This window comes from Corallococcus terminator (genome assembly GCF_049194865.1).
In the GTDB taxonomy this organism is placed as follows: Bacteria; Myxococcota; Myxococcia; order Myxococcales; family Myxococcaceae; genus Myxococcus; species Myxococcus terminator_A.
Map to the genome: position 1 here is coordinate 56,934 of NZ_JBLZWL010000123.1, position 25,259 is coordinate 82,192.

Here is a 25,259-nt window from a genome sequence, read left to right on the forward strand (position 1 = left end):
GGGCTCACGTCGCGCTCCAGCTTGATTGTATGCGCTTCGCTCCACCCACCGATTGGCCGGGCCCAGGTCCCATCGACCTTGAACTGCATGACCGCCCGCATGCCTCCTCGGGCCTCGAGTGGTGGTACGTCAACGCCCACTTCGCCGTGGAGGACGGGCGCCCCTTCTCAGTCTTCGCCGCCTTCTTCCGCCACCCCTGGTCCCAGCGTGGGAAACCCAAGACGTGGGCTCACTCGGTGGTCTGGGGACTCACCGACGTGGTGGGCCGGCGCTACCACGCCACCTCCCTCCTGGACCCTCGCACTCCGGAGCTCGTGCTGAGGTGGTTGGACTCCCATCCAGAGAGCCGCGAAGGCATCGCACGGCGCGCCCTGCGCGAGATACTGCGGCGTGGTCACGTCCCCCTGCCGGATCAGCTCGCCTCCCATTCGGCACATGCGAGTGAGGACCGCCTGGAGCTGGAGCTGGAGGGCAATCGCCTCCGACGGGGACAGGGCGGCCGGTACGAGGTCGTCCTGGTGGACAGGACGCGGGACGTCCAGGTCCAGCTCCACTTCCAGCCCGAGAAGCCACCCATCCGCCACGCCGATGACGGCGTCGTGCACGGCCACGAAGGCGAGGAGATGTTCTACTACTTCATCCCGCGCTGCCGTGTCGAAGGCACGCTCCACGTCGAAGGCCGCGCGTGGAAGACTCGCAAGGGCACGGGGTGGTACGACCACGAGTTCGGCGCGGCCGGCCGGAGCGAGGAAGACGGCGCGCGAGGCTCATCGCTCTCTGCCTGGAGCTGGCTGTCGGGTCAGCTCGACAACGGCGTCGACCTGTCTGGGTTCACGATGTTCGGGCAGGCCCCACCCCACCGGCCCCTGGGACAGCGGCTGCTCCGAATCGACCCGCGCGGTGGACGCAGGGAGACGCTGGACTTCCAACTCCAACCCACCGCTCACTGGACCAGCCTGGGCACGTTCAGCGAGCACCCGGTGTCCTGGGCGCTGGACGCCCCCGACTTCGCCCTGCATCTCCATATCGAGGCGGAGCTGCCCGGGCAGGAGGTCATCACCCTGCTCTCGCTCCCTTCCTTCTGGGAGGGCCGGGTCCGGCTGAGCGGCACGATGGAAGGGCAACCCGTCCAGGGGCTGGGGTTCGTCGAGCGGAGCCGGTTCGACCGCTTCGACGCCATGGATGCGTTCTTCGCCTCCGTGGGGAGGGAGACGCGCAGACAGGTCGACCTCATGCTGCCGCGCAGGCTCGACACGGCGCGGGCCGAGAAGCTCATCGCCAGCAGGGAGCGTCGGGAGCTCCTGGAGGACGTCGACGTCTCGCGGTACGAGCGCGCGGTCGTCGCGCCCATCCGGGACATGATTGACCGGGGCGGCAAGGCCTGGCGCTCCTACGCGCTGGTCGCCGCGGTGGAGCTGCTGGGAGGAGACGCCGAGCGCTACCGGGAGCAGCTCGCCTATCCGGAGGTCCTCCAGGCGGGCTCGTTGATCATCGATGACGTGGAGGATGACTCGGAGCGGCGGCGTGGCGGACCGGCGTGCCACACGGTGTACGGAAGGTCGCTGGCCATCAACGCGGGCTCCCTGTGCATGTTCCTCATCGAGGACATCGCCTCCAGACCCTGGCTGACCGGTGAGCAGAGCGCGCGCATCTTCCAGCTCTACTTCGAGGCCCTGCGTGCCGCGCATGCCGGGCAGGCGCTCGACATCCAGGGGCTCGACGACCTGCTGCCGGAGGCGGTGGAGCGAGGCGACGGCTCCCAGCTCGAAAGGGAGCTGTTGGCGGTGGCCCGCATGAAGACCGCGGCACCTCCCGCCGCGCTCGCGAGAATCGCCGGCGTCTACAGCAATGCCCCCGAGGACCGGGTGCACGCGCTCGCCACGCTCTATGAGAGCTATGGAGTGTCCTTTCAAATCATCGACGACGTGCTGGACCTGCGGGGCTTCGAGGACGAGACGAAGCACCGGGGCGAGGACGTGACGAGCGGCAAGGTGACGCTGCCCATCGCCAAGGCGCTGTCGCGGCTGGAAATCGACGACCGTCGCTGGCTCCAGCAGACGCTGGCGGCGCGCTCGAGCGACCCGGGAACCTTGGCCTCGCTCACACGGAAGCTCGAAGCCTGTGGCGCGCTGTCTGCCTGTGTACAGCAGGCCCGTGAGCGAGTGGAGGCGGCCTGGACGGTGTTGGATGCGCTGTTCCCGGACTCCTTCACCAAGCTGCACCTGCGAGCCTTCGGCTGGTACGTGCTGGAGCGTCAGCGCTGACGTCCGCCGAGGCCAGAATCCGTGCCGCTGGGTGCCTTTCGCGAGCCCGTGTCCCAGGTTCGTTGGAGGAGGAGTCCATGGCCCGTTCCACCAAACAGCCCAGCGCGCCCTTGCCCCCCGGCACGCCCGCGCCAACCCTCGATGCCCGGGTGTCCCCGGACCAGAAGGTCTCGCTCGAGGACTTCCACGGCGCCCCGCTGGTGCTGGTGTTCTACCCAGCCGATTGGAGCCCCGTGTGCAGCGACGAGCTGGCGCTCTTCAACGAGCTGCTGCCGGAGTTCGAGCGCCACGGGGCGAAGGTGATGGGCATCTCCTGCGATGGCGTGTGGTGCCATCAGGCCTTCGCCAAGGAGCGCGGTCTCCGGATGATGCTGGCCTCCGACTTCCATCCCAAGGGAGCGCTCTCGCGCGCCTACCGCGTCTATGACGAAGAGGCCGGCGTCTCCGAGCGCGCCCTCTTCGTCATCGACTCCGATGGGAAGATCTTCTGGAGCTACGTCTCACCCGTGGAGGTCAACCCGGGAGCGGACGGGGTGCTGGATGCACTGGAGCGTCTCGCCGGAGCGTCCGGCTCCGAGGCAGTGGGTGGACAGCCCCAGCAGGAGGCGAACCCATGAGCAGGCTGCGAATCCCCGTGGGTTCCTTGGACCACATCCTGGGCCCCGCTGACGCCCCCGTCGTGCTGGTGGAGTACGGCGACTTCGAGTGTCCCTTCTGCGGACAGGCCTATTGGGAGATGAAGAAGGTGCTGGCCACCCTGGGCGGCCAGCTGCGCTACGTCTTCCGTCACTTCCCTCTCTCCCAGGCGCACCCCTTCGCGATGCAAGCCGCCGAGGCCTCCGAGGCCGCCGACGTGCAAGGCAAGTTCTGGGAGATGTACAGCCTGCTCTACGAGAACCAGCAGGCGCTCGACACCGAGTCGCTGCTGGCCTACGCGCGGACGTTGGACCTCGACATGGAGCGCTTCGCCAGGGACCTCTCCGAGCATCGCTTCCTCGACCGCATCCGCCGGGACTTCATGGGCGGGGTGCGCAGCGGCGTCAACGGCACCCCGGGCTTCTTCATCAACCGGGCGCGCTACCAGGGAGACTTCAGCGCGCCCGCGCTCATCACCGTTCTTCAGGGCGGGGGCGTCGAGACGTCCGGCGCCTTTCATGACTGAGCGCGGCGCCTCCGTGGCGTGAGGCTCACGGGGGCGCTACTCGGCGATGAGCAGCACTTCGCGGCTCGTCTGGTTCGTGGAGAGCGCGTACTGGTAGTCCCGCGCTCTCACGGTGACCTTTCGCTTGTGGCGCTGGAGCAGCCGCTTCAGCTCCTCGATGGAGGGGACTCCATCCGAGCGATAGGACACGACGAGGATGCTGTCCTTCCACCGCTCGAACACCGCCTCGAAGGCGGAGCCGATGCGCGAAGGCTGGGTCCACGGCGTCTCCACGCGCCGGTAGGGTTTGTGTTTGTAGCGGTCATCGAACCGCTTCGGCCAATCCCTGTACTCCGTCAGCCCCTCGAGGAAGTGATAGAAGCCCAGATAGTCGACGCCGACGCCCTTGGCTGAAACATACGGCGGGTCGAGATACGCCAGGTCAGCCCGGGCTTCGAGCAACACCGCGTCTCCACACGTCGCGAGATTCGCTCGGCCGTTGTCGAAGACGGCGTCACTGGCGACAGCGGCTTGCTTCGCGAGGTGGTCCGCGAAGGACCTGTCCCACGTCGCCTTGTTGCCGAAGGAGCGCTCGACGGTCGCCTCTCGCATGTAGAGGTTGGCGCGGTGGAAGAGGTTGTACGGGCGCTTCGCGATGCAGGCCTGGAACACCGCGTGGTACGCGAGGGCCCGCTGGTAGCCGTCCGGCAGCTCCACCAGGTTCTGCGCCACGACGTCGAGGAGCTGGTTCTCCTCGTCCGGGTAGTAGATGCCGCCGAAGGTCCGCGCGATGAAGTCCTCGTAGGTCCGCTTCCGTCGCACGAGGAGCGACGCCATGTCGGAGTGCTCCAGCCGCGTCGAGGGGTTCTCGATGAGCGCCTTGCCGATGAGGTGATTGGAGCGAAGACAGTCGTTGTAGTGGACCTGCTTGCCGTGCACCTTGAAGAGATAGGAGACGGAGCCCGTGCCGCCGAAGAGGTCGACCACCGAGTCGAACTCCAAGGGCCGGAGCTGCTCCCAGAGCCAGCCCAGGACCTTGAGCTTGCTGCCCTGATACCGGGTCGCCGGGAAGTTCTCGATGCCGGTCAACCTCCCTCCAGCGGGGCGGGCTTTGTCGTCTCCGTGGTCGGCACCTGGTTCGCGGGAGCGACGGCGGGCTCGGACTCCGTGGCCTCCGGCGGCTCGTGTCCGCGCAGGGCGATGGCGGGCAGGGAGACGGTCAGCACGCCCACGTCCAGGAACCCATGGAACCCCTCGTCGTCCAGCGCGGGGAGCATGCGGATTCCAGGGGGAGTCTCCGCGTGAATCGCGACCTGGGGACCCGGGGTGATGCCCATGACGTTGCAGTCCATCTCCCCATCCTGCTCCAGGTCGCAGCCCCACCGTCGGCCCTGCGCGTAGCCCACCTCCAGGACCTTCAAGTCCCGGGCGTTCTCGAGCAGGTGCTGCGACATGGGGACGAAGTCGTCGCTCCAGTCCGCGTCACCCAGTCGGGTATGGGCATTGCCGGCGAGCACCAGGAACACATCCTTGGGCCGCGAGGCGCGCGGGTTCAACACCTTGCGGGCCATGTGGGCATCACGAGCCTTCCCATGGTTCATGTCCGTGTCCATGGCCACCACGAAGACAGCGTGCCCGGCGGCGCTCAGCGCGCGGGCCCGGTCGATGAGGTCCATCACCGCGCGGCTGCCTCGGCCGTCCTGCTGCAGCTTGCGCCAGAAGTTTCCCTGCAGCAGCGCATCCTGGTCCGCGGGCTTCCCCGCGCTGGCGAGATAGGTGTTGATGCGCTCCTGCTCCTTCTCTGGAATGGCGAGTGCCAGCGTGACGCCGAGCCCCGTCAGGGCGGCCTCGCACGCCAGGTCTCCCACGGTGGTGGGAATCTCGCGAGTACCGAGCTGCTCGCCGATGAGCACCGTCAGCCCTGGCTTCAGCATCGCCTGGAAGCCGAGGACCTTCCGGTCGCACGGCTCCTGCACCTCTTGCTTCCAGCGCTTGAGGTAGAAGGTCGGGTCCCTGGCGAAGGAGTCGTCGCGCGTGAGGCGCAGCGAGCCGGTGAGCGTCTCCAGCGAGGGGCGTGATTCCAGGCGCAGGGTGAGGGCCTGCTCCAGCTCCAGGTCGCGGGTGCCCTGGACGGCGCCCTCCATCTCCATCCACGGTGCGTTGTCCCGCTCGCGTTGGGCGAGCTCCACGGGGGCGCCTCGCCTCACGAAGCTCTGCTCGAAGCGCTCCATCAGCATGAAGCGCGAGTTGAGCTCCCCCGACGCCTCGGGCTTGATTTCGACATCGTTGCCGAAGGACACGCGCTTCATGCGGAAGATTCGGACGACGGAGGCGCGCTCGGAGAGCAGCTCACCGGCCACCAGATATCGCGTGGCGTCGCCGTCGCTCCGCCAGCCCCAGGAGCTGTTGCCAATCTGCGCGGTCCGCCACTCGGTCAGCAGATACTTCGGGTCCTCGAGGGGCTTGAGCACCCAGCCCTGTTCCTTCATGAGCCTGGTGGCCTCGGCCAGGGCCTTCTCCACGGGCATCATGAAGATGTGCTCGTAGCGGGGCGTCTCCGGTGCGGGGGCCGCGGGAGGTGGAGCCGCCACCACCGCGCCCTCCGGAGGCCGGGCGGTTGTCGCACAACCTGCGAGAAGCACAGCGAGACCGACCAGGGCTCGACACATTGAAGGGCTCACTTCTCTTGAAGTCCGACAAGCGGGGCTGAAACGCCCGACCGCCCGAAGAATATCGGGAGGTGACGGCGAGCGCATTTCCTGGATGACGGTCCAACCCTGGAGGGTCCCTCACACACCTTCGCGTTGACAGTGCGAAGGCTGAATCCGAGAGTCATTCGTCATGAAGAAGAAGCACCGTCGCATCGTGGTCGACGACCGCGTCTTCGCCTGGATGAGCGACTGGTCCTACGTGAAGGGAGTGCGCGTCGTGGCGTTGCGCGCCTGGTTCCAGACCGGGGATGAGCGGCCGGTGGGCCCGGTGCTGTCGGTGAAGCTCGTGGGCCGGGGCGGAGGCATGGTCGATTGCTCGGCCGCCACGCCCAAGGACGCCCGCGCCGCCATCCTGCTCGCCGTGGGCCTTGGATGGTCTCCGGAAGGCCGTGGCACGTTCTGGATTCATCCCAGCCAGGGCCTCGCGCTCGAGCACCTGGACGTCATTGCTCCGGACTGAGGTGCCGGGCGACTCGCCGCTGTCGCTCCCATGGCCGGTGACGGGTCGTGCGGCCGAGCCGGCGGGTCGTTATCCAGACGCCCTACTTTCAGGGCAGGAGGAAGCGTCCATGAGCGGCACCTCGTCACGACCCGTCGAGAAAAGCGGAACCTTCAAGCTGGGCGGCGACCTGCCCATCCACCGCCTGGGCTACGGCGCCATGCAGCTCACCGGCCCCGGTATCTGGGGCCCTCCGAAAGACAGGGCGGAGGCCGTGCGCGTCCTGCGCCGCGCCGTCGAGCTGGGGGTGGACTTCATCGACACCGCCGACTCCTACGGCCCCTATGTCAGCGAGGAGATCATCGCCGAGGCGCTGCACCCCTACGCCAAGGGCGTCGTCGTGGCGACCAAGGCGGGGCTTGTGCGCACCGGCCCCAATGAGTGGCACCCGGTGGGCGCGCCGAAGTACCTGCGCCAGGAGCTGGAGCTGTCCTTGCGCCGCCTGAAGCTGGAGCGCATCGACCTGTACCAGCTCCACCGCATCGACCCGAAGGTCCCCGTGGAGGAGTCGCTGGGTGAGCTGAAGGCGCTCCAGAAGGAAGGGAAGATTCACCACATCGGCCTGTCGGAGGTCTCCGTCGAGGACATCGAGCGGGCCCGCAAAGTCGTGGACGTGGTGTCGGTGCAGAACCGCTACAACCTCACGGACCGCGTGCACGAGAAGGTGCTCGACTACTGCGAGCGGGAGAAGCTGGGCTTCATCCCCTGGTTCCCGTTGGCCACGGGCGGGCTGGCGAAGCCTGGTGGCGCGCTCGACGCGGTGGCGCGCAAGCACCAGTCCACGCCCGCGCAGATTGCCCTCGCGTGGCTGCTGGCCCGCTCGCCGGTGATGCTGCCGATTCCGGGCACCTCGTCCGTGAAGCACCTGGAGGAGAACCTCGCGGGCGCGGAGGTGAAGCTCGGCAAGGAGGAGCTGGCCGCCGTGGATGCGCAGGCGTCCGGACGCTGACGCGGCGAAAGCCTGAGACGGCGAACCCCGGACGCCGGGCACCCACGACAGGGGCCGGCCTCCGGGGCGCCATCAGCTCCTGCCCTGGCTCAAGGCAGGGTCCAGATGCCCCAGTTCAAGAAGAAGCTCCGGATGGACGAGCGCAAGCTGTTGGTCTGCGGCGTCCCTTGGGTCGTTCCGTAGGTCCAGACGGCGGCATGTCCATTGGGGCCATACGGGCACCGGGCCTGCCCATGGATGGCGATGGAGTGACCATTGGCCACCGATGCGGACCCGAAGTACGGGTAGGGTGACGTCGCCCGCGTGTAGCCATACGCGTCGACACGGCCTGTGCTGCCGATGTTGGACATCACCGACATGCCACTGATTTGATTGAAGGAGCCTCCCTGGCTGGCGAAGGGGCTCAACAAGACATTGCCGTCAACGCGGTAGATGCCCTGCTCCTGCGCGGTGGCGGTGCTGCCGCCGCTCGTGTAGGCGACGAACGTGGAGCCACTGACTCGCCCCTGGTGGTCGAACCGGGCCGCGCAGGTGGAGACGCAGGGGACGATTCGGGCGATGGGGAAGGGGACATAGACGACGTGGCCCCAGGGCCAGGTGATGATGACCTCCCAGTAGTAGTAGTAGACCCACTTCGTGCAGTTGAGCTTGAGCGTGACCTGGCTGATGCCCGACACGTTGCCAGCGATGCCCGTCCCATTGAGGCCCACGGCCGTCAGGGCGTGCTTGGCGCCCGGCCCGTTCCAGCCATTCAGGAGGCCCGAGCCATTCCAGCTGTTGATGCCATACCCCAGGTTGCTCGGGTTCTGGGAGTAGACGGCCTGCCACACACAGGTGCAGGGGCCGCTGAGCATGAACTTGGACATGGTGTGGGCGTAGACGAGCGCCTGGCCGAGCAGTCGGGGGTTCTTCTCCTTCACCTGCTCGACGAGGTCGAACTCCTTGTCGGGATGGGACGCCTCGATTTCAGTGATGAGCGCGTCCAGCTCTTCGCTCACGTGGACCACGTCCGAGTTGGCCCCCGCGCCGGCGGACACCGCCAGCGTGCACTCCTTGTCACCATTCTCTCCACAGTCGAGGTTGACGTTGATGGGCTGGGTGGCGATGGGCTCGCCCTTCGGGTCGTTGGGGTCCTCCAGGACGAGCCGCTGCGTCCAGCCCGTCTCCCAGGGAGTCATCAGGGCCTTGCTCAGCTTTACCTCCGATTCCTCTCCGGGCTTGGGCGTCACCTCCGCGCTGTCATTCGCGCTGTCCTTGCCGTCATAGGAGACGAGCTTCGCGGAGTTGGGGAGCGGCTGCGTCTTGGACCACAGGATGCCCACCCGCAGGCCCCCTTCATCCAGCGTCAGGCTGGTGATGGTCGCGACCGGCTCCTCCGCTGTTCCCGCATCGGGCTCGGCGGCCCGCGCTGACGGAACCAGCAGCAGCCCTCCGAGTGCGACCAGGGACAGGGACAGCGAACGCAAGGGGAGCGAGACGAGGCCGAGGAGGCCTCGTACGGAACGATATGACATGGGGAAACTCCTTACGAGACAGGAGACGCGGTCGACAGGGTTGGCGCCCGCGAATGTCTGTTTAAGCAGATCCCATGCCGGTTGGTGTGGAGTGTCTGTTTTGTCGGGGCTGACAGGAGGGCTGCCGTGCTGTGTCTGGCTTTGGACGGGTTCTTGTGGCCTGTCCTGTCACGAAACCGCCCGGGTTGTGGCGCGCGACGCTACTTGGGCTGGCCCGCACCGGAGTCTGAAGAGAGACGCCGTGGGCGAGGTCTCACCCACGGCAAACCCTTACGTCAATCTCACGGCGTGCCGAAGTCCTGCGTCCAGTAGTGCCGGTAGGTGCTGCCAGGGGCATTGAAGTAGCCGATGTGGTTGCTCGTACCAACGTGGCCGGAGGCTCCTCTAGAGCCGGCCAATCCCTTAACTCCATGACACATCAAGACTAGTCGTCGTGGAGCCAGTAGAGGCGGTTGTTGCTCGTGAGCGCGCGCGCCAGAAACTCACGGAGCGACGCGGCCACGGGCGTCACGGCCGGGTATGTGCCGTGGTACGCATCCAACAGGGGATAGGGGGGCGGCAGGGCCACGTCCACCAAGATGAAATCCGAGTCCTGACAGTCCACCAGCGTCCACCAGGACGCGGGGCCCATGGAGTCATCGTCGAGGCCGCGCATCCGAACGCGAGCGCGCTGTAGCTCTCCGAGGGAGAGGAGGCTGTAGCGCGCGTTGGGCAGCGGCTCGAACAGCTCCGCGCCATTGCACCGCGAGTAGAAGGCGCGCAGCTCGGCCCCGAGTTGCCAGCCCGCGCGCGATTCGAACGCGGCAATCTCCGCCTCGGTCGCGGGAGGGTGCGGGTAGTGCTCGCGCACCACGGTGGCCAGAAGCTGTTCCAGGGTCGGCGTCATGGGCTAGTCGCTGTAGGGGAGGTTGGGCCCTGGGGTGGACCACCGACTCCCTCGCGTGTAGCACTGCGGATAGGCGCTGTTGAAGAGCGTGTGGACAGGGTCCGGCACGGGCAGGATGTTGTTTGGGTCGGTGGGGTGCCCTCCGTGGCCGAGGTCGCGAATGTGGTGGCCCGGCCAGTTGCGGCCGGCTGTGCTGGGCCATGCGCCGAACTCCTCAATCCAGTGGGCCCGGAACGCGTCCCGCGCGTTGTCCCAGATGCCTCTACCGCGCCGGGGGTCGACGGTCGCGTAGTCGCAGCAGCAGTGAGTGAGCGGGTAGCGGGTGCCACCCTCCGCCGGGAGGAACATGAATCGCCCGACCCAGTCGCCCTTGAGGTCAGCGAGCCAGATGCAGCCCATCGGCACGCGGCCCTCGGATGCGCACTGGTGCTGGCAGCGCCCCAGTTGCCTGGCGTTGCACTGCCACGGGCCGTAGTAGATGGTCGTGGTTACCCGGCCGCCGTCGGGGCTCGGCACCGCCGGCCCGACCCATTTCGTAGTGGCGGGGGGCATGCCGACTGCGCCTACCGTGGCCGAGCCGCACGCGGCGAGGACCGACACGGTCAACGCGACGACGAGCAAACGATACTCGGAGAGGGCAAACACGCAAAAGCGGATAGCACCGCCACCGCGCCACACGCAAGGCACGCGGTGGGGCTCTCTTGGCACTGCTGCGTTAGGCGTATGAGGGGAGCGCAAGAGCGTCGAGCCCGTCGCTGCCCGCGCATACCCGAACCCTGGAAGGGCAGTAGTGTCAGGAGGCTGGGAAAGGACTTGCTCAGCTCCATGCCTCTGAAGACAGACGGACGGGTGACGCCTCCGCGTCCCCATGGGTTCGAGTTCGCCCCCGGTACGTAAGTGCGAGGTCATGGGGCGCGAGTCTCGCGCCCGCATGCCTCGGGGGGCAGCGGCGGCTCGTGGAGACGCCGCCGCCTCACCTCACGGCGTGCCGAAGTCCTGGGTCCAGTAGTGCCGGTAGGTGCTGCCGGGGGCATTGAAGTAGCCGATGCCGATGTGCACGAGCAGCGGGTTCATGATGTTGGTGCAGTGCCCGCTGCTGGTCATCCAGCCGTTGACGACCGCGGCCGGCGTCGCATACCCGGCCGCGACGTTCTCCGCGGCGCGGCGGTAGGTGTAGCCCGTGGCCGTGATGCGCTGCCACGGCGTGGAGCCATTCGAGCCGGTGTGGCTCATGAAGTTGTTGGTGCCCATGTCCTTCGAGTGTCTGCGCGCCGCACACCGCAGACTGGCGTGGTGCGTGAGCGCGGGAGCGGGGGCCTGCGTCACCCCACCACAGACCGCGCCCGCGGCCCGGCGCTGGTTGACGAGCACCAGCACCTGGTCCTCGAACGCCGCCCACGCCGGGTCCCAGGTCGCTACGTCGTCACACACCGCGCTGGCCGTGACGTTTCCGGAGGCAGTGCCTCCTGTCTCCGTGCGGACCGCGGGCACCAGCGCGCCTTCTTCCTCCGACGCGGACACGGGCGTCTCGGGACCACCACAGCCGCCGAGCAACGCGGCACCCAGCAGCAACACGGGAATGGAGCGGGAATCCATGTTGAATCCTTTCTCAACCAGATGTGTGGCCGCCTCGCGAAAGGCGGTCCCCTCATCCTGGCGAGGCTCGCCGCGATGTCGAGAGGGAAACCTGCGCCCGCCTGCTCGCGCGTGGGGCCGTGCACCCACTCCGATGCAAATGTTACCGCGACACCGTGGGGCTCCCGGCCCAATTCCTCACACGCCACCCACGGCGCCTGGGACGAACGCAATGTTCCGCTGCTCCTGGCTCGGCACTCGCCTGCTCGCACAGCGTCCTGCCGCCCATGGCTCCGGAGGCTCCGGAAGACGAATCCTCCAGGCGACTTCGCCGACAGGTGAGACCCGGGCCCTCGGCGGGGGTGGTATGGGGTACGCTGTAGGCGTCTCTCTCAGTGAAGGCACGCCACCATGACCGCGCAGCTCCGCGACACCGTCGAATACCGCAAGCACGCCTTCGAGCTCGCGGGGGTCCGTGGCTCGGGCTTGTTCGAGCCATCCGCCCACGCGCTGGCTCCCGGGGCCATGTCGACGGCCTGCCAGCGAGGCTTCCTCTGCCTCTACCGCGTCACGGACAAGAAGCTCCAGTTGGAGGAGCTGCGCATCGGCCTGTCGGCCCAGGAGGAGCAGGCCGTCCAGGAGGGCCGGGGCACGCCGCTGTTCGGCCAGCTCCCCGCCTACATCAGCGAGACGCACGAGCGGGTCGTCTACACCCGCCTGCGCGCGCCCGTGGCCTTCACCGGGGGGCTGCTGGTGGTGGACGGCTTCACCCGAGGGGTGCCCATCCACGACGGGCTCCACCCCGCCTGGAGCCGCAAGCGCATCCAGGAGCTCCTCTTCGAAGGCGGGAAGCTGGTGGAGGAGCGGGACTGCGGCGAGGTGATGACGCGGGTGCGCGAGCGGGTGCGCGAGAAGTCCCTTCAGCTGGAGCTCGCGACCCACCGGGCGCAGCTGGCGGAGTGGCTCACGGACGCGTTCCGCCTGGACTACGGCCTGGCGGCGGCGGGGGCACCGCGCGGAGGATGAACTGGGGGAGCAGCTCCTCGCGGAACTTCCTCCACAGGGCCACGTGGTTGTAGTTGCCCGCGGTGAACATCACCACGAGGTCCAGCTCGGGGACCACCATCACCAGCTGTCCGCCGTTGCCGCTGGCCTCGTACTCCGAATACACGCGGTCGCCCACTCGCACCTCGTGACGCCACCACGCATAGCCATAGGTCCTGCCGGGCTCCATCTTCGCGTGGAGCGCCGTGGAGCGGTCCACCCAGCGCTGGCTGACGACGCGCCGCTCGTTCCACACGCCTCCGGACAAGTAGAGCTGCCCCAGCTTCAGCGCGTCGCGGGGCCGCATGAAGATGCCGCCTCCCAGGTACTGCTCACCTGACGGCATCAGGTCCAGGTGGTAGCCGCGCAGTTGGAGCGGCTCGGCGACGTTCTTGGCGAAGAAGTCCGGTATCCAGGTGCGCGTGGCCTTGCTCAGCACCCCGCCCAGCAGGTTGATGTTGGCCGAGCAGTACACGCCCTTCTCGCCCGGCGCGCGCACCATCGGCAAATCCAAGGTGTACTTGTACCAATCGGGCACCGTGTCATCGAGGCGCTCCTCGTTCCCTGGCGAAGCCTCGTCGTCATCGTCACACGCGAGGCCCGTCGACATGGTCATCAGATGTTCGACGGTGAGCTTGCGCTTGCGCGCGTCCAGGTGGGCGAGCTTCCCCTTGTACTCGGGAAACAGGGAGACCACGGGCGTGTCGACGGTGAAGGGCGCGCCCTGGTCCAGGGCAATGCCAATCAAGAGGGGTGCATGTGTCTTGGACGCGGAGCGCAGGTCATGGGGCCGCTCCTTGTCGAAGCCCTGGAAATACTCCTCGAGCACCAGCTTCCCACGGCGCGCGATGAGCAGTCCCTGGATGGCGGGCGCCGAATCAGGCCCGGGCTGCTGGTCCAGGATGCGCTGTACGAGCTCGCGCAGGGGCTCGACGTCCATGCCGACGTCGCCGGGCGAGGCCGTCGTCCAGCCGTCCCGCTCCGCGATGGGCTTTTCATACACATACGCGCCCGTCGCGGGGATGCGCGGATACAGGCCCACGGCCTGGTCGCGCTCGCGCGGCGTGAAGTCGAAGGTGGCGTCCAGCGGCGGGTAGAACAGGGACAGCCGCCGGGTCTCGGCATCGAAGCGCCCCTCCAGGCGAGTCGTCCCCTTCGTGGCGACGAGCTGGACGCGGCCGTCCTGGACGCTGACGCGAAACAGCAGCCCGTTGCCGAAGTTGCGCTCCGGATTGCGGATGAATGCGCTCAGCGTGCCGTCGGCCTGCTTCTGGACGACCAGGTACAGCGAGAAGCGGTCCTCCAGCGGCGCCACCTGTCCGCGCCAGACGTGGGCCTGGAGGGCACGCAGCTCCACCGGGGTGGCGAACTTCATGCCGCTGGTGAGCACGCGCGGCTGAATCCAGTGCCCCACGATGCGCGCGCCGTCGGCGGAGACTGTCCCGCGCAGCTCACCCTGGCCGCCGGGAAGGACGAAGGAGACGGTCCTTCCCTCATGGCGCACCGGCACGTCGAAGCCCGCGATGCGCGCGCGCCAGGACTGCTCCCCGCGCGTCAGCGTGAGCTCGCCTCGGACCTGCGGCCCCAGGACCCGCTCACTTCCCCACGTGCCCACCAGGGACTCAGCCGGGTCGGCTGGCGCGGGCGCCGCACCCGTGAGCCACGGGAGCGATGCGAGGAGGAGCCAGAGTGTCGCGGGAGTCCTGGTAATCAAGTTACGGATGGAGGCCATGCCGCGAGGCAACCTAACATGGCGTGGGAAGGGGCTTGATATTGGTTGCCTGGGGGCTCTGGGGCGCTGGTAGCGTGCCGCGCATGGCGAGCAAGAAGAAGTCCACGTCGAGTGAATCCCCCGTGGCGGCCCCGTGGAGCCAGGTCGGCAAGTTCCTGGGAACGGAGTGGCCGTCGTTCGTTGAAAAGCACTCGGCTGGAAAGAAGCCGTGGTCGCGCGGTGCGTCCATCGGCGATGCGTTCGCGTCCTGGGGACAGCCCCTGCCCAAGGACTTGACCCAGCTGTTGAAGCCGCTCGAGGAGCGGGAGCCCCCGCGGCTCGCGGAGCTCACGCTCGGCTCGGATGCTCCACGGACGACGCCCGGCAACCTCATGGAGCAGCGCATCGTCGCGGCCCAGGGCTACCGGCCGCTCTGGAAGGAGCTCACGGGCGGCTTCGTGGAGATTGGCGCCACGTCCTCGGGTGACCTCTGGCTGTATGCCCGCGAGCCCCAGCGTGGAAAGGCTCGCGCCCAAATCTATCTCTTCAATCATGAGACGGATGGAATCGAGACGCCGCAGGCCGAGGACCTCGACGCCCTCGTCTTCCGCGCCGCGCTCGTGCGCGCTCAAGCGCTGGGTGAGGTCGACGCGGAGACGTTCCAGGCGGCCCGGCGGAAGCTGGACAAGTGCGTCGGACTCCTGGGCTTCGAGGAGACCCTGGCGGAGGTGAATCCCTACGTGGCCAAGGAGGAGCCGGCCTACAAGAACGACCTCCGGGCTGGCTGGTTGGTGACGTTGCTCACCGAAGAGGGGGCCTCCGACGCGGAGCTGCGCGGGGCCTTCGACGTCGAGATGAACCCGCCGCTCACTGAGGAGCGGCTGGCCACGAGCGCGGAGCGCTTCAAGACGTATCCGCCCGCGGCCTTCTACTTCTGCATGGCGAGCTTCTTCGCCGGTGACGAGGCGCGGCTCACGCAGGCCCTGGAGCTGTGTCGGCTGAGTGATGCCCCCCTGGTGAAGGACCTGGTCGCGTTGATGGAGGAGCTTCGCGCGGGCCGCAAGCAGCTGGGCGTCATCTCAGACGTCCAGGCCCTGCGGCAGCGGGTGATGGGACTGGCGTTGTGGGACGCGGAGGCGCGTGAGCGGGCAAGGCAGAAGGCGGCCGAGGAGGCGGAGGTGAAGGCCGCGAGCGCCGCGCGAGAGGGAACGCTCGACGCGCTCGCCTGGGAGGCGGTGAAGGACCCCGCGCTCGGCGCCGCCGTCCAGAAGGCCTATGCGGAGGACCCGTCCATGGCGCCCACCGTCACCCTCTTGTCGACGTGGAAGGACGAGGAGGGTTATCGCGACGAAGGGGTCATCCAGGAGCTCATCGCTCGAGGGGACCGCCGCGCCACGCCGCTGCTCATCGGACGGGTCCGGTTCGCGGAAGGTGCCGAGGGCATCATCGCGCTGGAGGTGCTCGCGGAGTGGGCCGAGCCTCGCGCCGTGGAGCTCGTCCGTGACGAGGCGTTCGCCGAGGACCGCTTCCACCTCAAGCGCCACCCGTACATCCGCCTCATCCAGTCCCTGGGAGACAGGGCGAACACGAAGCACCTGCTGGCGCTCCTGCGCATGCTGCCGCCGAAGGATGGCGACTCGGAGCGCAACCGGATGCTCGGCGCGCTCGTCTTCGCGCTGGGCGAGCTGGGGGACCCGGCGGTGGGTGACACGCTCTTGCGGTATCTGGAGCGGAAGGGGGACGACAAGGGCAAGGAGGCACCCATCTCCTTCTCGGAGGCCGTTCGCTACGCGCTGGGGGCCGTGGGAGAGACCCGCGCGCTGGCGCCCCTGCTGGCCTCCTACGAGGAGACGCCGTGGAAGCTCTCCGACTCACCCGCGACGTGCTTCGCGCTCGGTCGGCTCGCCGGGGGCGCGGACCCCGCGTCGCGCGAGAAGGCGCTCGGGTTGCTCGAGAGCAATCGCTTCTCGAAGGGCTTCTCCATCGACCTCGACAAGAAGAAGGTCCCGAACACCCTCGCCAGGCTCTTCCGCGATGTGGGAGGACTGACGGTGGCGGCGTCGGGCCAGGTGATGCTGGAGGTCTCCCTGGCCCAGCTCACCGAGGGCGCTCGGCGCGAGGAGGCGCTGGCGAACCTGCGCGAGCTGGTGACGGGCGTGCTGACGAGGTGGGAGGAGCGCTCCTCCAATTATTGGACGGGCTACGAGGGGTACGCGCTCCTGGCCTGGACGCTGCTGGCGCTGCGGGCACACCCGGAGCTGGGCCGCGAGCTGGCGCGCCCGTTCGTCACCTCCGACGTGCCGCTGGTGCGCCTGCTGGCGAAGCAAGTCGTCGGCGCATAGCCCGGAGCCGGGCCCCTCTACGGAGGGGCCTACTTCGGCCCCTCGCGGAAGATGGCGCCCGCGAGGGTGGCCGCCACCGTCACACCGGCGAACGCCACGAGCGCCGCGGAGACGAGCGCGAACAGCATGGGCAGCCCCGCGCCGAAGTGCACGACGGCGACCCAGCCCACCCCCGCCGCGACGACCATGCGCGCGGTGCCGGCGAGCACCGGCCAGAAGACGCGCGCCACGCCCTGGGCGGCGAAGCCCAGCACGAAGCCCAGCCCCAGCAGGCCGTAGAACGGCGCGACGATGCGCAGGTACGTCACGCCCGGCGCCAGCACCGCCTCGTCCTTGGTGAAGAAGTGCAGCCAGGCATTGGGCGCCACGGCGGCGAGCAGGCCGATGGAGCCCGCCACCGCGAAGCCCATCCAGGCGCCCACCCACGCCGTGCGCCGGACGCGCTCCAGGTTGCCCGCGCCCGCGTTGGTGCCCACCATGGTCAGCACCGCCGTGCCCAGGCCGAAGAGCAGCGGCACGAGCAGGTAGTCGAGTCGGGCGGCGATTCCATAGCCCGCCAGCGCCTCCACCCCGAACAGGCCCACCGCGCCCGTGACGATGATGACCGTCAGGTTGGGCTGCACCGCGCTCAGCGCCGTCGGCAGCCCCACGCGCAGGATGTCGCGAATCAGGCGCGCCTCCAGGCGCACCGGCGCCAGGCGCAGCGAGGAGCGGCCCGACGCCAGGTGTCGCAGCAGCCAGAGCGCGGCGCCCACGTAGAACAGCACCATGGCGAGCCCCGCGCCCGCGATGCCCAGCGGGGGCAGCGGCCCGGCGCCGAAGATGAGCACGGGGGAGATGACCACCAGGATGCCCGCGCCCGCCAGCGTCACCGTCGCGGGCAGCTTCACGTTGCCCGCGCCGCGCAGCCCGGCCGCCAGCAGGTTGACAATCCAGAAGGGGATGGCGCCCGCGAAGAGATAGTTCGAGTACTGGACCGCCGCGTCCAGCGCGCCCCCCGCGCCTCCCAGCGTCCGGTAGAGCGCGGGGCCGAGCAGCCACGCGAGCAGGGTGGAGGCCAGCCCCAGCCCGAGCCCCATCACCACCGCGTGCCAAACCAGCGCGTCGGCGTCCTCCCGCCGATTCGCGCCCACCGCCCGGGCGACCGCGGAGGCCACCCCGCTGCCGATGCCGCCGTTGGACATCATCGTCATCAGCATGAAGATGGGGAACACCAGCGACACCCCGGCCAGCGCGTCCGTGCCGAGGAAGCTCACGTACCAGGTCTCCACCACCCCGACGAACGCCTGCGCCACCAGCACCACCGTGGTGGGCACCGCCAGCTTCAGCAGCGTCGAGGGGATGGGGCCGTGCAACAGCGCCTCCCGGATGCCGCTCGCTCCCTGAGGGCTCGTCCCGCGCTCGCTGCTGGCCTCGGTGCTCGAGGGGACCGCGCTCTTCACCTGCATGGTTCTCAGCTCCCGCGTGACTTATGATGAGTGTAATATGGTGAGGCGGGGACGCGCGGTGAAAAACGCGAGGGGGCTCAAGTCAGCACGAAATCCTTGTCCGGGAGAAGGGGAGGGGGGAGCGGCTCTCCGGCCAGGTCCATGACTGAGCGCTCGATGGCGCGCGTCATCGCATCCAGGGGCAAGTCGTTGGGCTCGGTGCCGAAGGGGTCCTCCAGCTCCGCCGTCACCGTGTCGAGCGCGATGAAGGTGTAGGAGACAAAGACCGACACCAGCGGCGCGGACCAGCCCAGGCTGCCGGCCAGGGCGAAGGGCAGCAGCAGGATGTAGATGTACACCGTGCGGTGAAGCATCACACTGTAGACGTAGGGAATGGGCGTGCCGGCGATGCGCTCACAGCCGCCGAGCACCTCCGAGAGCCGGTCCAGGTTGTCGTCGAACGAGGCCACGAGCAGCTCGCCCAGGCGGCCCTGGTGTCGCAGGCGGGCGACCCACTCGGCCAGGCCCAGGACGACTCGCGCGGGGCGGTGCTCCGCGGCCACCACGCGCTCGCGCACGCCGGAGTCCAGCGTCTCCAGTGGCACCGAGGTGCCGCGGAGCTGGTGGTTCAGCGACACGGCCAGGGCGCGGAGCAGGTCCGTCACCTCGCGGCGCTCCTCCAAGGACAGGGCGGGCGAGGGGAGGGTGAGGGCCTGACGCGTGAAGGAGCGCGAGACAATCAGCAGCGAGCCCCATAGCTTGCGGGCCTCCCAGAAGCGGTCATACGCGGTGCTGTTGCGGAAGCCCAAGAAGATGGCCAGCGCCACGCCCAGCAGGCCCAGCGGGCCTTCCTTCAGGTTGAAGGCGTGGGGGCCCGTGGCCACCGCCAGGCAGGCGAGCAGCAGGAAGAAGCCCAGTCGGGGAAGGATGCGCGGGGCCACCGAGCCGCGCCAGACGAACAGCATGCGAAGCCAGTGCATTCGCGGACGGACAATCATGCGGCCCACTAATCACGGCTGGTGGCGCGCGTCGAGGAGGGCGCGGGTCAGGGACCTGCCTTCCAACGAGGGTCCGCCAGGAGCGGCGCGTAGTGGGGAAGCGCCGCGAGGAGCTTCTCCGAGAGACGGGTCGCGAGGTCGGGCCGCGCCTTCTCGAGGTCTCCAATCGTCACCAGGAGCGCCGAGGCGAAGTCACTCTCCACCGCGTGGGCGCCTCTCAGCTCGTGCAGACAGCGCTCGAAGCTCTCGGCTGCTTCAGCGTGGAACCCTCGAAACACGAGCTTCCTCAGGCAGTCCTTGGCGAGTCGCCGGGCGCGTCCCTTGTTCGTGATGACGATTTCAAAGGCCTCCCGGGCCAGGCCGTAGCCCGCCAGCCAAATCGCGAGGAACTCATCGAGGAGCGACCTCTCCTCCGCCTTCAGGTGGGGCCGCAGTTGTCTCCACACCACCATGGCGTCGTCCACGCGGGCCTTGGGCGACAGGGGCACCACGACAGGTGAGAAGTGAGTGCCACCGTCCGGCTTGCCCAGCAGGCGGAAGAGGAGTTCTTCGACGTGCTGACGGGAGGGCTCGGACTTCCTGGCCTTGAGCCCCTGGCGCAGCTCCGCGAGCTGGGTCTCCAACCCCTCCCGGCTCTTGGGCTGCGAGGAGACCAGGGCCTTCAGGAGGGCATCGGGTGACTTCGACTTCGCGGAGGACTTCGCGGCGGGGCGCTTCTTCGCGGGCGCGGGGACCTCCTCGACGCCGCCGAGTCGCAGGGTCTTCAGGTGCTTGAAGCGCTTTTCGTGCCGGTGGAAGGCCTCGAGCTGCTCGGTGGTGTCGGCGGGCACCGTCAGCGCGAGCACCTCCAGTTGTCGCAGCAGCTTCGAGGTCGACAGCGCCTCCGCGGCCGACATCACGCCCGCGTCCAGTTCGGCGCCTTCCACATCGAGTTCCACCAACGATGGGAAGCACGTGGGGCTGAAGAACGCATGGACCACTTCCCAGTCGAGTGCCACGCCCGCTTCATTGGGTCCGACGGCGACCTTCAGCGTCTTGACGGAGGGAAAGTCGACCTTGCCTTCCCACAGGCCCACGCAGGCTTCGCCTTCCAGCTCCAGCGCCTCCACGTGGGGATGCGCCAGTCGAGACAGGCCGAGGTGGGCGCGCACCGTCAAGGACCTCAGGGAGGGCGTCGCCGAGGCGAAGGCCTTGAGCTGGGCCTTCGTCACGGTGCGTGGCTCCTGCTCGGGGACGACGGGGGAGAACCGGGTCTGGAGAATCGACAAGGACTGGAGCTTCGGCAGCGAGGTGCCTTGCAGCCACGGCCAGAAGTGCTCCCAGTGCGCGGGCTCGGCCAGCACCACGGTGAGCGACTGGAGCTGGGCGCCGTCGATGTCCGGCGGTGACTTCACCGTGGCCTTCGAGAACTCAAGCCGCCGCGACCGGGGATTCTTCAGGGTCATTCCGACAGGGTAGACCGGGGGACCGCCAGGTACACCTCCGAGTGGAGCTTCAGGACCGCGCCTGCCCCACCATGACGCCTCCGGAAATCACCAGGGCGATGCCGATGAAGACGAGCACCAGCTCCTTGCGCGTCTTGTGCTCCTTGAGGAGGTAGACGCCGCCGAGCGTGGAGATGGTGACGCCCATCTGCGAGACGGTGAACCCGGTGGTGACGCCGACCCGCTCGTCCGCGAGCAGCAGCGCCAGGTTGCCCGTGGCCCAGATGAGGCCGGGGACGATGTTCAGCCAGGTCTTCTTCACGAAGGGCCGGCCCTCTCCGCGGAGCGCCAGCAGGAAGGCGCCTGTCACCAGCCCGAGGGCCTGGGGGAAGATGGCGTCCCAGCCGTTGATGCCGAACCACTTGGGGATGATGACGTAGGCCACCAGCCCCGCGCCGCAGAGCAGCAGGGGCCCGATGCTGGCGAGCCGGGTGGACTGATGGGACGTGTCCCGGTGCTCCTTGAACGACGTCATCGCGACGCCGAGCATCACGATGACGAGCCCCGAGAAGCCGAGCGCCATCTTCGCGGCGGTCCTCCATTCGTGGAAGACGAAGACGCCAATCAGAGACGTGCCCAGCAATTGAAGACAGACGATGGCCGGCATGGCCGTCGACACGCCGAGCAGGGTGAAGGAGCGAAACTGGTTCGTCTGCCCCAGCGCGCAGCACGCTCCGGAGGCGAAGCCCGCCAGCACCACGGTGCGCGAGAGGTGGGGGGAGATGAAGCACATCGCGACCAGCGCCAGCACCAGCGCGCCGAGGGTGCTCCCCATGACCTGCTGCTTGGGCAGCCCGCCCACCTTCGCGACGAGCAAGGGCTGGAGGCCCCAACACAGGGGCGGGATGAGCACGACCCAGTTCTCCAGGCTCATCCGCGTCCCTCGACCCCGTGGCCGTCACCCCGCCCTGGTCGAATCTAGGACCGGAGGGCCGGACGGGAAGCAGACGGAAGGGAGGTGCCGGTGTGCCGCGCCTGACAGGAGCCCGCCCCGATGCGAAGCCTCGTGCCGACGGGCGAACGACGCGCGGGGCACCACGCCTCGCTGATGGCGGAGTCCCTTCGTGCTTGTCACACGCCTTGGCGCCTACTTGCTGTCGAGCGTGAAGACGCCGTCCCAGTCCTCGGGCGGCGGCGTCACGAGCAGGGCGTCGCACCGCGCGGCGAAGCGTTGGGAGGGAGGGTCCTCGGGTGAGGCGAGGAACGCCGCGCGGGCCTCGGTGAAGCGTTGGGCCCGGTACAGCGCGAGGCCCTCGGCGAAGCGGGCGAGGTGCGGCGCGGGCGTCGTGCCCGCCGTGCCCACGAGCTCGAACACGCGGACGGGCTGCTGCTTGCCCTTGACGCGCAGCAGGTCCAGCTCACGGGCCAGCACCACGCCGTGCGCGGCGAGCAGCGTGTCCTCGGCGACCAGTGTCCGGGTGCCGTAGACCTTGGCCGCGCCCTCCAGCCGTGAGGCGAGGTTCACCGTGTCGCCGATGACGGTGTAGTCCTGGGCCGCGCTGGAGCCCAGGTTGCCCGCCACTGCGTGGCCCGTGTTGATGCCGATGCGGCAGTCGAGCCGGGGCAAGCCGCGCGCCTCGAATATCGGAGACAGGCGGTCCACCACCGCGAGCAGGTCCAGCGCGGTGAGGCACGCGCGCGCCGCGTGGTCCTCCAGCGGAAGCGGCGCGTTCCAGAAGCACATGATGGCGTCGCCGATGAACTTGTCGAGCGTGGCCCCATGCTGTGTCAGCACACCCGTCGCCTGCTCGAAGTAGGTGTTGAGCAGCGCGACCAGCTCCTCCGGGCTGAGCTGCTCGCTCATCGAGGTGAATCCCACCAGGTCACTGAAGAGGACCGTGAGCAGCTTCCGCTCGCCACCCGGCGCCGCCTTCTCCGGGTTCTTGAGCAACTCGTCCACCACCTGCGGCGCCAGGTAGCGCTTGAAGAGGCCCTTGATCTGGTCCCGCTGTCGCAGGCCGCTGACCATCTCGTTGAAGGACTGTGCCACCCGGCCCACCTCGTCGGTGCCTCGAACGGGCACCTCGACGGTGAGGTCTCCCAGTCGCACCCGCCCGGCCGCCGCCTCCAGCTCCACCAGCGGCGAGGCCAGCCCGCGCGCGAGGAAGAAGGCCGCCGCCAGCGCGAACAGCGTGATGCCCACCGCCGTGGGCACCAGCCAGTCCCGGAAGCGCTGGAGGATGGGCGTGATCTCCTCGTAGAAGTCCCGCAGGACGAACACCCGTCCCAGCGGGGTCTTGTCCACGCCTTCAAGCGTCTCCTCGCGCACCAGGTAGAGCTTCTCGCCGAGGTACACTTCGCGCACCTGTCCGGCCTCCAGTTCCGGACCGGCTAGCAGCGCCTCCAGGGGGAGCTGGGAGGCCATGGCCCCATCCTCCGCGCGCACGGCGAAGCGGGCGCTGGTGTCCGCCATCGGGTCCAGCAGCACGTCCTTCACCCACTGACCGGACAGCACCACCCCCACCACCACCCGCTTCGCGCGCGACGTGTCATAGGCGGGCTGTGCATGGACGAGCAGCAAGTCCCCTTCGCGCAGTTCGCCCGGACGAATGAAGGTGAAGGGCAGGGCGCGAAGCTGCGCGGGAGACCACAGCGCCGACGTGGGCCCCTTGCTCAGCGCCGCGTTCAGCAGGGGCAGCTCCAGGGGCTCGTTGCTCAGCGTCGCGTCCTGCAGGGGCAGCTCCATGGGCCTGTTGCTCAGCGCCGCGTCCAGCACGGGCGGCTCCATGGGCCCGTTGCTCGGTTTCTTCAAATCATCCGCGCGCGTGTAGACGAGCCTCCTGCTGGCGTTGAAGAAGGCCCACGGCAGCTCGCCGCCGAACGCGTCGATGGTCGCGGAGGAGATGACGTCGCGCGCATCGCGGATGCTGTCGGCCTCCGCCGTCTCATCCCCGAGCCCGGCCTCCGCGTCTTGGGGGTTGACCGAGAGGGACATCTCCCTGAAGGAGTGGGCCTTCGTCCGCGACTCGGCCAGGTCGCGAATGTGCACCTGGCTGGTGTGGGCGCGACTCTGGAAGACCACCAGCGTGCGCTCCAGGTCGCTGGCGATCTTCTCCTCCGCGGCAGTGTGCACCGCGAGCGTGGTGAGCACGAGCGCCGCGACGAGCGAAGTGCCTGCGAGCGCCATGAAGGCGAGAACGAGCTTCCGGGTCAGCGTCACCGGGGACGAGGATAGCCGCGCACGGGTGCTTCCCGCGAGCCTACGGGCTCTTGCCCGAGTAATCAGGCCGAGGGCCGTACTTCTTGCCGTGCTTGTCCGGGTGGGTGTCGTCCGCGCGCGTCTCGGTCAGCTCGAGCGTGGCCGTGGCGGTGCCGCCCGACTCCACGATGACCTCCGCGCGGACGATGTCGCTCTTCTCGTCCCGCCGGTGCATGGCGAAGAGCGGATGGCGTCCGGGCGGCACGCCGCGCAGCTCGAAGCGCCCGTCCTTGTCCGTCACCGCGAACGCGCGGTTGGGCACCACCACCACCGTCGCCACCATCTGCTCGTGGATGTCGCAGTACACGTCGATGATGCCCGTCTTCTTGAATGTCTCCACGTACGTCTCGCCGGGCCGGCTCTTTCCCGCGTCGAACCTGCGCGCCACCGAGCGCGAGAAGACGTTGTGCAGCACCACGTCCCGGTTGGAGAACTCCACCTTCTGTCCCGCGACGATGGGCAGCACCGAGGGGAAGAACTTCTTGTCCCGCTGGCTCATCTTCGCCACCTCGGCGGGCGGCTCCTCCGTGTAGCCGGTGAGGTAGACGACCACTCCGGAGCGGTCGGCCTTGGGCCCGGGCTTGCCGTCCGAACCGATGACGAAGATGCGCACCTCGCCGCGCACGCTGCCCGGCTCGGCGCTCGCGAGGGGCGCGGTCAACAGCAGCGACAGGAGGAGCAGCTTCACAGTGCGACCGCCCATATGAGCCTCGGCATGAAGCGCGGGGTTTCGTCGTAGAGGCCCGTCAGCCCGACGAAGGTGCCCGCGGTGATCCACATGCGCCCGAACGTCCAGGCCACGCTCGGACCGACGAAGAGGTGCGGGTCTGCGTCCAGGTCCTTCAGCCCGAACTCACCGAAGGACTCGAAGGACAGCCGCAGCTCGTCCGGGATGACGGGATAGGAGACGCCCGCGGAGTACGTCCCGCGGATGCGCACCGGAGCGTCGCCCCCGCGCAGCCCGGGGATGCCCACCTGAGCCCCCAGGTCCAGCGCGACGCGCAGCCCGCTGTCCCACTGGTAGGAGCCGACCAGGTCCACGTCTACGCCCGAGGGATTCGCCTCCCGGATGGACTGGTGCCAGACGGCGCGGATGAGCGGCTGGAAGGCGCTGTCATCGCCTCGGGGAAAGAGGCGGTAGCGGAAGTCGGCCTCGAAGGAGTCCAGCTCCGTGACGTCCCGGGTGGCGCGCACCTGGAAGGGGATGGCGAGCTCCAGGTGCTGGCTCAATCCGATGACGGGCCCCCACCATATCCAGTAGACGGAAGGGCGGTCCGGGAACGCGGGAGCGCGGCTGCGAGCCCACAGCCACTGCTCCAGCTCGACATCTCCCTTGGGCACGATGTCGGTGTCGAACGTCCAGATGAAAGGGCGTCGGCCGGCCAGGGCAGGCTCGGCCCAGGTCACCCCGAGGATGCATGCCACCAGCGCCATCCAGCGGACTGCTCGCATTCGCGCTCCCCACCCCGGGCGACGGGGTGCTCATGCTGGTGCCTAGCACACCACGCCCGGGGG

At 68.6% G+C, this 25,259-nt stretch carries 21 protein-coding genes; 7 read left to right on the forward strand and 14 right to left on the reverse strand.

The genetic code is table 11. The features are described 5' to 3' along the window. Positions 1-29: 29 nt before the first annotated feature. From ACN469_RS36365 to ACN469_RS36375, 3 genes are all read left to right on the forward strand, one after another. Positions 30-2,264 carry a polyprenyl synthetase family protein gene (locus tag ACN469_RS36365; RefSeq protein ID WP_498775753.1) on the forward strand — a complete coding sequence of 745 codons (2,235 nt, stop codon included), beginning with the start codon at positions 30-32 and terminating at the stop codon, positions 2,262-2,264. A gap of 77 nt (positions 2,265-2,341) precedes the next feature. Continuing rightward, positions 2,342-2,881: a redoxin domain-containing protein gene (locus tag ACN469_RS36370; protein WP_498775755.1), complete on the forward strand. Its 540-nt coding sequence runs from the start codon at positions 2,342-2,344 to the stop codon at positions 2,879-2,881. Then, positions 2,878-3,426 carry a DsbA family protein gene (locus ACN469_RS36375; RefSeq protein ID WP_498775757.1) on the forward strand — a complete coding sequence of 183 codons (549 nt, stop codon included), beginning with the start codon at positions 2,878-2,880 and terminating at the stop codon, positions 3,424-3,426. Before ACN469_RS36370 ends, ACN469_RS36375 begins: the two co-directional genes overlap by 4 nt. 36 nt (positions 3,427-3,462) lie before the next feature. On the opposite strand, the gene ACN469_RS36380 is transcribed toward ACN469_RS36375, so the two are convergent. Together ACN469_RS36380 and ACN469_RS36385 are read right to left on the reverse strand one after the other, a co-directional pair. Next, positions 3,463-4,494, reverse strand: coding sequence for a DNA adenine methylase (locus tag ACN469_RS36380; protein ID WP_498775759.1), 1,032 nt, complete (start codon positions 4,492-4,494; stop codon positions 3,463-3,465). Continuing rightward, positions 4,491-5,996: a hypothetical protein gene (locus ACN469_RS36385; protein WP_498775761.1), complete on the reverse strand. Its 1,506-nt coding sequence runs from the start codon at positions 5,994-5,996 to the stop codon at positions 4,491-4,493. The genes ACN469_RS36380 and ACN469_RS36385 overlap by 4 nt, the downstream gene beginning before the upstream one ends. Positions 5,997-6,246: 250 nt before the next feature. Between ACN469_RS36385 and ACN469_RS36390 the strand changes: the two genes are divergently transcribed. Together ACN469_RS36390 and ACN469_RS36395 are read left to right on the forward strand one after the other, a co-directional pair. Beyond that, entirely contained in the window at positions 6,247-6,576 is a 330-nt protein-coding gene (locus ACN469_RS36390; RefSeq protein WP_498775763.1) for a hypothetical protein, read from the forward strand. 109 nt (positions 6,577-6,685) lie between these two features. Then, entirely contained in the window at positions 6,686-7,564 is an 879-nt protein-coding gene (locus tag ACN469_RS36395) for an aldo/keto reductase (protein WP_498775765.1), read from the forward strand. 89 nt (positions 7,565-7,653) lie between these two features. Here the strand turns inward: ACN469_RS36395 and ACN469_RS36400 are convergent, their stop codons facing one another. The 4 genes from ACN469_RS36400 to ACN469_RS36415 form a co-directional block, all read right to left on the reverse strand. Beyond that, positions 7,654-9,078: a hypothetical protein gene (locus ACN469_RS36400; protein ID WP_498775767.1), complete on the reverse strand. Its 1,425-nt coding sequence runs from the start codon at positions 9,076-9,078 to the stop codon at positions 7,654-7,656. 424 nt (positions 9,079-9,502) lie between these two features. Then, positions 9,503-9,964 carry an SMI1/KNR4 family protein gene (locus ACN469_RS36405; protein WP_498775769.1) on the reverse strand — a complete coding sequence of 154 codons (462 nt, stop codon included), beginning with the start codon at positions 9,962-9,964 and terminating at the stop codon, positions 9,503-9,505. Positions 9,965-9,967: 3 nt separating this feature from the next. Then, positions 9,968-10,516 carry a hypothetical protein gene (locus ACN469_RS36410; protein WP_498775771.1) on the reverse strand — a complete coding sequence of 183 codons (549 nt, stop codon included), beginning with the start codon at positions 10,514-10,516 and terminating at the stop codon, positions 9,968-9,970. Positions 10,517-10,942: 426 nt separating this feature from the next. Then, complete coding sequence (locus ACN469_RS36415; RefSeq protein ID WP_498775773.1) at positions 10,943-11,560, reverse strand: CAP domain-containing protein; 618 nt, start codon at positions 11,558-11,560, stop codon at positions 10,943-10,945. 390 nt (positions 11,561-11,950) lie between these two features. Here ACN469_RS36415 and ACN469_RS36420 point away from each other — a divergent pair, with 390 nt between their 5' ends. Then, on the forward strand, positions 11,951-12,565 hold the full coding sequence (locus ACN469_RS36420; protein ID WP_498775775.1) for a hypothetical protein: 615 nt from the start codon (positions 11,951-11,953) through the stop codon (positions 12,563-12,565). Here the strand turns inward: ACN469_RS36420 and ACN469_RS36425 are convergent. Beyond that, positions 12,504-14,315, reverse strand: a complete 1,812-nt coding sequence (locus ACN469_RS36425; RefSeq protein WP_498775777.1) for a serine hydrolase domain-containing protein — start codon at positions 14,313-14,315, stop codon at positions 12,504-12,506. The two genes, ACN469_RS36420 and ACN469_RS36425, sit on opposite strands and share 62 nt — an antisense overlap. An 83-nt stretch (positions 14,316-14,398) precedes the next feature. Between ACN469_RS36425 and ACN469_RS36430 the strand changes: the two genes are divergently transcribed. Next, positions 14,399-16,636: a HEAT repeat domain-containing protein gene (locus ACN469_RS36430; RefSeq protein ID WP_498775779.1), complete on the forward strand. Its 2,238-nt coding sequence runs from the start codon at positions 14,399-14,401 to the stop codon at positions 16,634-16,636. A gap of 29 nt (positions 16,637-16,665) precedes the next feature. Here ACN469_RS36430 and ACN469_RS36435 read toward each other — a convergent pair whose 3' ends face one another. The 7 genes from ACN469_RS36435 to ACN469_RS36465 all read right to left on the reverse strand — a co-directional run bounded on the left by ACN469_RS36435 (position 16,666) and on the right by ACN469_RS36465 (position 25,196). Beyond that, entirely contained in the window at positions 16,666-18,084 is a 1,419-nt protein-coding gene (locus tag ACN469_RS36435) for an MATE family efflux transporter (protein WP_498775780.1), read from the reverse strand. A gap of 77 nt (positions 18,085-18,161) precedes the next feature. Beyond that, a complete protein-coding gene (locus ACN469_RS36440) occupies positions 18,162-19,061 on the reverse strand; it encodes a bestrophin family protein (RefSeq protein ID WP_498775782.1) in 900 nt (299 codons plus the stop codon). A 47-nt stretch (positions 19,062-19,108) separates the two neighbouring features. Beyond that, positions 19,109-20,506, reverse strand: coding sequence for a hypothetical protein (locus ACN469_RS36445; protein ID WP_498775784.1), 1,398 nt, complete (start codon positions 20,504-20,506; stop codon positions 19,109-19,111). Positions 20,507-20,555: 49 nt separating this feature from the next. Further along, positions 20,556-21,419 carry a GRP family sugar transporter gene (locus tag ACN469_RS36450; protein WP_498775786.1) on the reverse strand — a complete coding sequence of 288 codons (864 nt, stop codon included), beginning with the start codon at positions 21,417-21,419 and terminating at the stop codon, positions 20,556-20,558. 213 nt (positions 21,420-21,632) lie between these two features. Beyond that, positions 21,633-23,672 carry an adenylate/guanylate cyclase domain-containing protein gene (locus ACN469_RS36455; protein ID WP_498775788.1) on the reverse strand — a complete coding sequence of 680 codons (2,040 nt, stop codon included), beginning with the start codon at positions 23,670-23,672 and terminating at the stop codon, positions 21,633-21,635. 73 nt (positions 23,673-23,745) lie between these two features. Continuing rightward, positions 23,746-24,447: a plastocyanin/azurin family copper-binding protein gene (locus ACN469_RS36460; protein ID WP_498775790.1), complete on the reverse strand. Its 702-nt coding sequence runs from the start codon at positions 24,445-24,447 to the stop codon at positions 23,746-23,748. Beyond that, complete coding sequence (locus tag ACN469_RS36465; RefSeq protein WP_498775792.1) at positions 24,429-25,196, reverse strand: hypothetical protein; 768 nt, start codon at positions 25,194-25,196, stop codon at positions 24,429-24,431. The genes ACN469_RS36460 and ACN469_RS36465 overlap by 19 nt, the downstream gene beginning before the upstream one ends. Between the last annotated feature and the right edge of the window lie 63 nt (positions 25,197-25,259).

Bases quoted from the DNA above. Each gene is read 5' to 3' on its own strand.
- ACN469_RS36365 (WP_498775753.1), top strand. From the start codon at position 30: ATGCGCTTCGCTCCACCCACCGATTGGCCGGGCCCAGGTCCCATCGAC.
- ACN469_RS36370 (WP_498775755.1), top strand. From the start codon at position 2,342: ATGGCCCGTTCCACCAAACAGCCCAGCGCGCCCTTGCCCCCCGGCACG.
- ACN469_RS36375 (WP_498775757.1), top strand. From the start codon at position 2,878: ATGAGCAGGCTGCGAATCCCCGTGGGTTCCTTGGACCACATCCTGGGC.
- ACN469_RS36390 (WP_498775763.1), top strand. From the start codon at position 6,247: ATGAAGAAGAAGCACCGTCGCATCGTGGTCGACGACCGCGTCTTCGCC.
- ACN469_RS36395 (WP_498775765.1), top strand. From the start codon at position 6,686: ATGAGCGGCACCTCGTCACGACCCGTCGAGAAAAGCGGAACCTTCAAG.
- ACN469_RS36400 (WP_498775767.1), bottom strand. From the start codon at position 9,078: ATGTCATATCGTTCCGTACGAGGCCTCCTCGGCCTCGTCTCGCTCCCC.
- ACN469_RS36405 (WP_498775769.1), bottom strand. From the start codon at position 9,964: ATGACGCCGACCCTGGAACAGCTTCTGGCCACCGTGGTGCGCGAGCAC.
- ACN469_RS36410 (WP_498775771.1), bottom strand. From the start codon at position 10,516: ATGCCCCCCGCCACTACGAAATGGGTCGGGCCGGCGGTGCCGAGCCCC.
- ACN469_RS36415 (WP_498775773.1), bottom strand. From the start codon at position 11,560: ATGGATTCCCGCTCCATTCCCGTGTTGCTGCTGGGTGCCGCGTTGCTC.
- ACN469_RS36420 (WP_498775775.1), top strand. From the start codon at position 11,951: ATGACCGCGCAGCTCCGCGACACCGTCGAATACCGCAAGCACGCCTTC.
- ACN469_RS36425 (WP_498775777.1), bottom strand. From the start codon at position 14,315: ATGGCCTCCATCCGTAACTTGATTACCAGGACTCCCGCGACACTCTGG.
- ACN469_RS36430 (WP_498775779.1), top strand. From the start codon at position 14,399: ATGGCGAGCAAGAAGAAGTCCACGTCGAGTGAATCCCCCGTGGCGGCC.
- ACN469_RS36435 (WP_498775780.1), bottom strand. From the start codon at position 18,084: ATGCAGGTGAAGAGCGCGGTCCCCTCGAGCACCGAGGCCAGCAGCGAG.
- ACN469_RS36440 (WP_498775782.1), bottom strand. From the start codon at position 19,061: ATGATTGTCCGTCCGCGAATGCACTGGCTTCGCATGCTGTTCGTCTGG.
- ACN469_RS36445 (WP_498775784.1), bottom strand. From the start codon at position 20,506: ATGACCCTGAAGAATCCCCGGTCGCGGCGGCTTGAGTTCTCGAAGGCC.
- ACN469_RS36450 (WP_498775786.1), bottom strand. From the start codon at position 21,419: ATGAGCCTGGAGAACTGGGTCGTGCTCATCCCGCCCCTGTGTTGGGGC.
- ACN469_RS36455 (WP_498775788.1), bottom strand. From the start codon at position 23,672: ATGGCGCTCGCAGGCACTTCGCTCGTCGCGGCGCTCGTGCTCACCACG.
- ACN469_RS36460 (WP_498775790.1), bottom strand. From the start codon at position 24,447: ATGGGCGGTCGCACTGTGAAGCTGCTCCTCCTGTCGCTGCTGTTGACC.
- ACN469_RS36465 (WP_498775792.1), bottom strand. From the start codon at position 25,196: ATGCGAGCAGTCCGCTGGATGGCGCTGGTGGCATGCATCCTCGGGGTG.